Origin of the sequence: Bacillus sp. JJ864 (assembly GCF_036963045.1) — a bacterium.
Lineage (GTDB): Bacteria > Bacillota > Bacilli > Bacillales > Bacillaceae_G > Bacillus_A > Bacillus_A pseudomycoides_C.
The window spans coordinates 1-8,638 of the sequence record NZ_JBALLY010000181.1; the positions used below are offsets into that span (position 1 = coordinate 1).

An 8,638-nucleotide genomic window follows, 5' to 3' on the forward strand; every position below is an offset into this window, starting at 1 on the left:
ATACATAATAATAAAATATAAATATTATAATTCATTCTTCCATACTTACAGTATAAAGCTAACTCATAACAAAAAATCCCGTATCCAATTATTAATATTGGATTTGTTAATAATGATATAAATATCCTTTTTGCATTTTGCTTAAGTATAAAAATCACTCCAAATTAAATTGATTATATTTATCTATATTGAGTATACTTTGTTTTACCAAATATTTGTATAATCCTTTAATCATCATTGGAACCCGCTCGAAATAACTAAATGCTCAATCATAACAACCCAAAATTTTTCAAGTGAAATATACAAAGACAGGCTCACTTAAGTAAGCCTGTCCTTGTATATGAATAGAAGATATATTGTTTATTCAAAACTTAACTTCAATTCTTTAATATCAAATGTAATCCCCTGTTTGTGGTTTACTATTACTTTCCTATACAGTTTCTACTACCTTTTCAATCATTGTTCCATTTTTAGCATAATTCGTATGCCAAGAAAAAGCTTTTTCTAAAACATGAGGAGTTTGTCCACCCCTTGTTTGTGCTTCTTCGTAATAAGCTCGTAGCTGGTCACGATACATTGGATGTGCACAATTCTCAATAATCAGTTCCACTCTTTCTCTTGGCGCCAGTCCTCTTAAGTCAGCATATCCCTGTTCTGTTACGATCACATCTACATCATGTTCAGTATGGTCTACGTGAGAGACGAAAGGAACGATACTTGAAATGTTACCACCTTTCGCAATCGATTTCGTAACAAAGATAGCTAGGCGTGCATTTCTCGCAAAATCACCAGAACCACCAATACCGTTCATCATTTTTGTACCTAACACGTGAGTAGAATTGACATTTCCGTATATATCTAATTCTAAAGCAGTATTAATCGAGATTAATCCAAGGCGGCGAATGATTTCAGGATGATTGGAAATCTCTTGCGGGCGCATCATTAATTTGTCGCGATATTTTTCAAAGTTGGAAAATACCTGTTGCATTTTCTCTTCGGAAAGCGTGATGGAGCAACAAGAAGCAAAATGTACTTTCCCAGCATCCATAAGATCGAAGACCGCATCCTGTAATACCTCAGAATACACTTCTAAATCTTCAAACTCCGAATCTAACATTCCATGCAGTACTGCATTGGCTACTGAACCAATCCCCGATTGTAACGGCGCTAAACTATTCGTTAATCGGCCTACTTTTACTTCTTCTCGAAGGAACCCTATTAAATGCTGTGCCATAATAACAGTTTCATCATCTGGAGGAACAATCGTCGATGGTGAATCAAGTTGGTTCGTAAACACAATACCCTTCACTTTTTCAACATCAATCGGAATACCGATCGTTCCAATTCGATCATCCGATTTAACGAGTGGAATTGGAAATCTTTCCCCTTGTTTTCCTGGTTCATATAAATCATGCAGCCCCTCTAGTTGTGTAGATTGAGCCATATTCATTTCAATAATAATGGACTTAGCATTTAGGGCAAACGCCAAGGAATTTCCAATTGAAGTGGTTGGAATAATCATTCCGTCCTCCGTTATTGCAATCGCTTCCAAAATAGCAACATCTATATCCATAACGTCAGAACGAAGTAGCTCTGCTGTGTGAGATAAGTGCTGATCCACAAATAAAAAGTCTCCAATATTAATTCCTTTTCGCATAGTCGGATCGGCCTGGAAAGGCAATCTTTTTCCTAAAATTCCTGCTTCAGCAAATAATTTATCCACATCCGAACCTAATGAAGCTCCAGTATAGACATTTACTTTAAATGATTTATCATCCTTAACGCGATTCACAATCGCAAACGGTACTGCTTTCACATCACCTGCACGTGTAAACCCACTTAAACCTAAAGTCATTCCACTTTCAATCCAGGAAGCCGCTTCTTTAGGTGTAACTACTCGGTCCTTCAGACGATGGTCCCTGATTCTATCCAAATTATTCTCCATAAGTAATCCCTCTCTTAATGAATATTCATAATTATTTTACACATTTAACACTATCAAAATAGGGATTTAAGTATACGATACGGAAAATTCAAATAAAATAGCGAATCTAGGTTCTAAAGCAGAGAAATCTAGAATCCTAGAAGCTTCCGAAAATAACTGGCGTATGATTGACTAACCGGTACCCTCTCACCATTATCCATCGAAAGTACAAAGGTAGAATGGGTATCAGGATAAATCGCTTTAATATGATTCACATTTACAATAAATGAACGGTGGCATCTAATAAACGAATCCTTCGGAAGCAAATATTCGAATTCTTGCAGGGAGTATTTATGTGTTCCTGATAACTCTTCTGAATTCACATACGTCTTCTTATCTTTGGCCTCTAAATAAATGACCTTTGAAAAAGGAATCGGAATCCAGCCGTCTGTTGTTTTTAAAGTAACGACCGACTTTCCATCCGTTAAAGCTGGAGAAATTGCCGTCACGCACCCCTCAAGCTTTCCATTATTTAAAAATGGTACGGCCATTCCATGATAAGGAATACCAAAAACATCCCGGTTAATAAATTCAGAGACCTTTTGCTTCGTCACGATCGCTTTATGGGCAATCGTCCCTTCCTTTATCGGATCCCCGACACTAATTTTTAAATCAATTCGTTTACTCGGCCGATAGTAGATATATTCTTCTGTATTCGAAACGGCAATTGAAATTTCATCTGAAAATAATTCACCAATAACATCTAGTAGTAAACCTAAGGTTATATCTTTCATACTATTAACACCTCATTCACTATTATACTACTATTATTAATACCAAACTGTACTAATTCTGATAGAAAATTCCCAATTAAAAAGAAGTTCATTAGCGGTGAAGCAGACAGTACAAAAAATATAGAAGTTATTTCATGTTAAGTTCGTTCCCGTGATCAATGTAACATGGAGAAATTAAGGGGTAACTGGTAACTGGCCAAGCTCAAGATTATTTGTTTTTTAACTGGCACTGCTTATGGGCAGAATAGGCATAATCTCTCTTGTAAACCTTCTAAGACTTCTTTTGGCACTTCCCTGACCTTGATATCCCCACCTAGGAAAAGTAGCCAATTTGTTATTTCGGTCAATTCCTCGGGATTATTAACATTGATAAACGTCTTTAGAATGGCCGTGGCTTGGTAAGGATTCGTATAGGAAATTGAAACTTTTAAAGGATGGTATTTTTTGAACTGGGCAATTGCCTTTGGACCAAGTTCAAGGACAAGGTTAATTACTTCTTCCTGCTTACTTAGTTTTTCTAAAATCTTTTTCTTACTTAATCTTTTTTTCGCAGGGTATGCTTTGACATTGGTGAGATTGTCGACAGGGAAAACCTGCCTTTTTTCATCCTTTAAGTCAAAACCTTCAATCAGCCAAAGGCCTTTTTCATGATAAAGGTGCAAGAGATAAATGGGATAAGACTTTATTACCTTCTCTTCTTTGATAGTAATCAATAAATAGCTATCCAAAAGAAGGATTTGGATAAGTTTTTCTAACATAGGATGGGGTAGGTCTGACAGATCAAGTAGGTCGGGATTATTGGGGTTGGTCCCTTCAAAAAGCAAAGTTTGATTTAAAAGAACAAGGTCATCTTGCTGGTTTTCTGAGATGAGGCCTAGTAATTTTTCAGCTAAAGACTGACGACTCTTTAGATAAGGGAGTTGTTTATTTCTTGTGGCCATAAAGGCAATAAAAAGAGCTTTAATCTCATTATCGGTAAAACGAACAGTGGGAAGGACAGAGTTGTTCATGACAAAATAACCCCCATCCCTTCCAACTTCAGCGACAAGCGGCATCCCCATGGCTTCAATTTCTCTGATATCTCTAATAGCTGTCGAACGAGAGATGTTAAATTCTCGCATGATTTCAGAAATTGTAAAGTGGGCGCGGTTGTTGATATACCGCATGATGATATTAATCCGTTCAACTTTTTTCATCGGGACCTCCTAAACAGTATCATTTTTTGACATGATTTAAGGCTATTATAAACTCATCAAGTGAAAAGACAAATCATTTGATTAATTTTTTAAAAAAGGAAGGTTTTGAACATGGCTGATTATACCCTAGAAGAAAAAGACAGCTTTACCGTTTTAGGTATTGGAACTGAACTTAAGAGCGATTACACAGACTATGCTGGCATAAACAAGGAAAAGGCAGACTTTTGGTGGGCCGTCAAACAAGATGGAAGACTTGACACTTTAAAAGCCATAGCCACAAATGACTACATTTTTGTCGTGAACGAAGCGGTGAATAACAAGATGATGCATTATGCTGGCGTCATGACAGAGGCATCGGTACAAGAAGAATCCAGAGTTATCCAATTTCCTAAGGGAGAATACCTAGTTGTTAAAGGGGAAGGAAAGACGACTGATGAGTTGAGTAATAAGCTTACCGGCATTGCCTTTGGTCAAGTCTTGCCAGAAGCAAAGAATTTTGCCTATGTTGGTGGGCCAAATGCAACGGTTAAGATGGGGCAACGAAACGGCTTAGTATTTGGTGAAATGTGGATTCCTGTTGTTAGGAAATAGGAGATAAAAGGAGGAATGGAATTGTCCTATATCGTTGATTTTAAAAATGTGTCTACGGTTGGTTTAGAGTCTTCACCTGTAGCAGAAGCGCTTGCTGGTTTACGTGCTAATGAAGCCCGTTACTTTATGAACAAATACAAGCATGAATTTACGGTTGTACCAACTAGCGAAAGCCCGGAGACTCTTGATTATGTGAACCGAATTTTGAAAGAAGAACGTGATATTGAGTTTGCGGCCAAACCTTTAGAAACGTCGCGTTTTCAAGTGGAAAATATCAAATTTACCTACGTCATTTATGAGGATGGTCTTTCGGTCAACGTCATGTATACGGTTGATGACCCTAAGAAGCGGGCTGTTGGTTTTAAGCTTTCTGAGGGGATGGAGATACCAAAGGAGTTAGAAGGGAAGTTTAAGTTTGCTAGGCAGAAGTCTAAACTAGCTGGAACAATTCGGGGCTCGTTTTTTGTAATTAAAGGAGAATATTAAAGTAAGCAAAAGTGCAAGTGGAGGAATTCAGCCGTTTTTTGTATTTACTCATTCTTTTTCTTCATTTAGATAAGAACATCCTAATTGAACAAAACACCTATTCATGTAACAAATGTTCATCTAGGCACTCAAATAACAAAACAGTACCTCTCCATCAAATTAGAGGGTGCTGTTACTTTTTTCGTAAAAACCTCATTTAGATATGACACGGTTCTCCCCGCTTTACTAACTAGTAAAGCGTCACCCTGATTATTATTGTAATCAAACCAATAGGTTATTTGCTTTATATCTATACGGTTGGATTGAACCTCTATTTTCTTAATTATAGCTCTTAATAAAGATTTTTTCAGTTCATAATTAGCATGTTTATATAAATCAGTAAAATTTTCAAGCGCCCTTATAACCATCTCTTTAGTAATTGGCACTTCAGCGCTTTCTACTTTTCTTTCTAGTTTATGTTTTTCAGCTTCAAGTTCATCTATCTCTTTCCGTAACGGGTCGGATAACTCCGTATATGTTTCTACCCGAATTTTCTCATCAAAGTAATCCTTATTAAGTTTAACTATACGGTTTCTCCTTCTTTTTAATTCTTCATTTATATACAATAAGTCACTTTTTATTCTTTCCATTCCCCATTCTCTTTTTTCTTGAATACGTTCAAGCGTCTTATCGACAATTGAGGGCATTGAAATTATTTTATTAACACATTGTATTACCTTATCTTCAATCTCTTCCTTACGAATAAGATTGCTTTTACAAGCCAACTTTCCTTTACTATGGAAAGTCTGACACATATAGTATAAATGATATCCTGAACCATCTCGCTTTTTAGTTTTATGCATTACCATTCCTGCCCCACATGATGGACACCTTAAAATACCAGATAACACAAACTCCCCGTTGAAATTACGATTTTTAGAAATACTCTCCTTATGAGCATAATTCACCCCTTGAACCTTTTTCCATAAGCCCTCAGAAATAATAGGTTCATGTTTCCCTTTTACCAGGTTATATTCATCTATTTTCTCTTTACTTGTTTCCTCAATCCTATTCTTCTTTCGTCCCCACCTACAGTATCCAATATATAATGGATTCTCTACAATCGTTTTAATCGTACATATACTAAATAGCTGTCCTCTTTTCGTTTTAAATCCCTGTTGATTTAGAATAACAGCAATTGCCTTGTATCCCTTTCCTTCAGCCCTTAAATTAAATACCTTACGTACAATTTCAGATTCTTCCTTGTTAACTTTTAATTCCTTATCTTCAACATTATAGCCAAGTACGCGCCCACCATTCCAGTGTCCTAATTCCGCACGCTTAGACATACCAGCTTTCACTCTTTGAACAATCATCGAACGCTCGTATTCAGCAAACGTAGCTAATAATTGAATAAATGCAGTTCCCCCCCGTTGTAGAACTATCTAAATTATTATCACTTACTAACACATAACACTTTCTTGGCGCAAGAACGTCATCTATTAACTTAGTAACATCGCTTACTCTTCTAGATATTCGATCAACAGATTTAACCAATATACCTGTAAATTTATCCTGATAAAGGTCTTTAAATAGACGCTGTATTTCAGGACGATTATAGTTTTTACCTGAATAACCATCATCAATATAGACATCATAAACCTCATAGCCCTTATTTTTAGCATATTCTCTTAAACAATCTTCTTGTGCTCGTAGTGAAAAGCCTTCGTTGGCCTGTTCTTCTGTCGACACCCTAACATAGATAGCAATTTTACGCTTATTATGATCCATTATTCTTCCTCCTAATTAACCAACGTTGTTTTATTTGAATTTTCAATTATTATTAAACCTAATATTTCTATTAATTGGTTCCATTTCGTTTCTTCTACACTTGGAATAATCATGGTCCTTAATTCTTCCTGGCTACGATTAAATTCCATTTCTTCCTTTTCCAATCTTCTCACCCTTTTAAATTTTATTAATTTCTAAATAATAGGCTCATGTTTCCCCTTTACCTTTATATTCCTATAGCTGTACGTTCCCTGATAAAAAGATTTTCTATCAAGAATTCGCTTAACTTGTACTTTCGTAAATTTTTTTCCTTTTGCAGTAGTAAACCCCTCATTGTTTAATTCATTGGCTAAATCAGTTAATGACCACTTAGGATATATCTCTCTTAAGTTAAATACACGTTGTACAATTTCCGCCTTCTTATCGTCAATCTCAATGTACTTTTGGCCTTTTCTAGCTTTATAACCAAAAGCAGCTCTTCCTCCTGCATATCCACCTTCTTGAGCTTTCTTATTGCGGCCACGACCTAGCTTAAGTGCAATTTCTAACCTTTGATATTGGTCTAACAATTCCATTAATCCATTAATTAAAAAATCATTTGGATCTTTCTTATAGATACTATAATTAGGTTGTTCGATACTTTTCACATCGACCTTATGTTTATTAAATTCACGATGTACCAATACTTTTACGATATCAGAACGCCATAAACGGTTGGTATTTAGCACAACTACATAGTCTACTTGCTTAGTTTGGAGCATCGAAAGCATATTTTGGAATCCTTCTCTTTCTACTTCCATAGTTTCTTCGTCTACCTTCGCACCACTAATTCCAAGATCACTGTATATATCAATTAGAGTCCAATTATTTTCCTTACAAAACTTTCTTATCTCATCTTGTTGGTATAAAGCACTATAACCTTCCTTCGCCTGACCTTGAGTTGATACCCTGACATAACCAATAACATTCATATAAAATCCCCCTAGTGTAACGATATTTAAAATTAACGTAACGTTCATCTAAAAAAATATAAATTGTTAATTTTTTACAATAAAAATCATATTACTTCTTAATTGCAATTCCAACAAAAATTGACAATTTTTTTAGTAACTTTATAAAATATCTTTTTAAACCTTTCCAAATTCCAAAATATTTTCTTAAATGTATCGTTATTAGAGGGATTATCGACATTTTAAAAAATATATATTTTAAAACTAATTTTACTTTTAATTTTTATCCTTTTTTATATATTTGGGTTTCTATACTCCCAATAAATTCAACACTACATTTACGTTTATCAATCTGCTCCAAATCGGATTTATCTTTCTTTAGATGCTCTACAATTTTATTGTAGTCACCCTTAATTACAATAGGCTCAATAAGATTTTTACTCTTTATATATAACCTTTTTCCAAACGCTCTTTCATCAGCTTTAAACTCCTTTAAATTGCCAACCAAATACTTTAATAAAGGTGAATGAGAATATACAACTCCCAGTTTATAAATTCGTTTAATATAAACCTCCCCATGTCCCCATATCTTCTCGAAAGTTTTATTTTTTAAATCCTCTTTAGGTAATCTTGGTATATCTACCAAAATATGATAATGAATAGTTCCACGTTTTTGAAAAGAACGTATAGCTATATATTTAAAATCACCATATCGCCAACGCATTCGTTTAATCCAATTATCAAAATCCTTACTCGCTTCATTTACAGTAACCTCTTCCTTTTTATAGGTTAAAGTAATAAATATGTCATTAACCTTAAAGTTCAAGATAATAATATGGATAAATTTATCTATTTCACTATTTTTCAGTTTTCTTACTTTAGATAAACTTTTCTCTTGTACATCAAAATATAGCTTCTCACTAATAC

General features: G+C 34.8%; 10 protein-coding genes and 1 pseudogene. 2 read left to right on the top strand and 9 right to left on the bottom strand.

Annotated features, from left to right (window positions below; genetic code table 11):
• The 4 genes and pseudogenes from V7024_RS21915 to V7024_RS21930 form a co-directional block, all read right to left on the bottom strand.
• Positions 1 to 158: pseudogene (locus V7024_RS21915) on the bottom strand (WD40/YVTN/BNR-like repeat-containing protein); the annotation flags it as partial.
• A 272-nt stretch (positions 159 to 430) separates the two neighbouring features.
• Positions 431 to 1,945: an acetyl-CoA hydrolase/transferase family protein gene (locus V7024_RS21920; protein ID WP_335523887.1), complete on the bottom strand. Its 1,515-nt coding sequence runs from the start codon at positions 1,943 to 1,945 to the stop codon at positions 431 to 433.
• A gap of 128 nt (positions 1,946 to 2,073) precedes the next feature.
• Positions 2,074 to 2,718, bottom strand: coding sequence for a LytTR family DNA-binding domain-containing protein (locus tag V7024_RS21925; RefSeq protein WP_098916977.1), 645 nt, complete (start codon positions 2,716 to 2,718; stop codon positions 2,074 to 2,076).
• A 233-nt stretch (positions 2,719 to 2,951) separates the two neighbouring features.
• Positions 2,952 to 3,914, bottom strand: a complete 963-nt coding sequence (locus V7024_RS21930; protein ID WP_335523890.1) for a helix-turn-helix transcriptional regulator — start codon at positions 3,912 to 3,914, stop codon at positions 2,952 to 2,954.
• Between the two features lie 111 nt (positions 3,915 to 4,025).
• On the opposite strand from V7024_RS21930, the gene V7024_RS21935 reads away from it, so the two are divergent.
• A complete protein-coding gene (locus tag V7024_RS21935; RefSeq protein WP_335523892.1) occupies positions 4,026 to 4,505 on the top strand; it encodes a GyrI-like domain-containing protein in 480 nt (159 codons plus the stop codon).
• Positions 4,506 to 4,526: 21 nt separating this feature from the next.
• Complete coding sequence (locus V7024_RS21940) at positions 4,527 to 4,991, top strand: phage tail protein (RefSeq protein ID WP_335523894.1); 465 nt, start codon at positions 4,527 to 4,529, stop codon at positions 4,989 to 4,991.
• Between the two features lie 128 nt (positions 4,992 to 5,119).
• Here the strand turns inward: V7024_RS21940 and V7024_RS21945 are convergent, their stop codons facing one another.
• From V7024_RS21945 to V7024_RS21965, 5 genes are all read right to left on the bottom strand, one after another.
• Positions 5,120 to 6,346: a recombinase family protein gene (locus V7024_RS21945; RefSeq protein WP_335523896.1), complete on the bottom strand. Its 1,227-nt coding sequence runs from the start codon at positions 6,344 to 6,346 to the stop codon at positions 5,120 to 5,122.
• 13 nt (positions 6,347 to 6,359) lie between these two features.
• Positions 6,360 to 6,761, bottom strand: coding sequence for a recombinase family protein (locus V7024_RS21950; RefSeq protein ID WP_335523898.1), 402 nt, complete (start codon positions 6,759 to 6,761; stop codon positions 6,360 to 6,362).
• 11 nt (positions 6,762 to 6,772) lie between these two features.
• Positions 6,773 to 6,925 carry a hypothetical protein gene (locus V7024_RS21955; RefSeq protein ID WP_335523904.1) on the bottom strand — a complete coding sequence of 51 codons (153 nt, stop codon included), beginning with the start codon at positions 6,923 to 6,925 and terminating at the stop codon, positions 6,773 to 6,775.
• A gap of 30 nt (positions 6,926 to 6,955) precedes the next feature.
• Complete coding sequence (locus V7024_RS21960) at positions 6,956 to 7,732, bottom strand: recombinase family protein (RefSeq protein ID WP_335523900.1); 777 nt, start codon at positions 7,730 to 7,732, stop codon at positions 6,956 to 6,958.
• A 262-nt stretch (positions 7,733 to 7,994) separates the two neighbouring features.
• Positions 7,995 to 8,638 (bottom strand): rolling circle replication-associated protein (locus V7024_RS21965; RefSeq protein WP_335523902.1); only part of this gene is annotated, 644 nt, incomplete at its 5' end.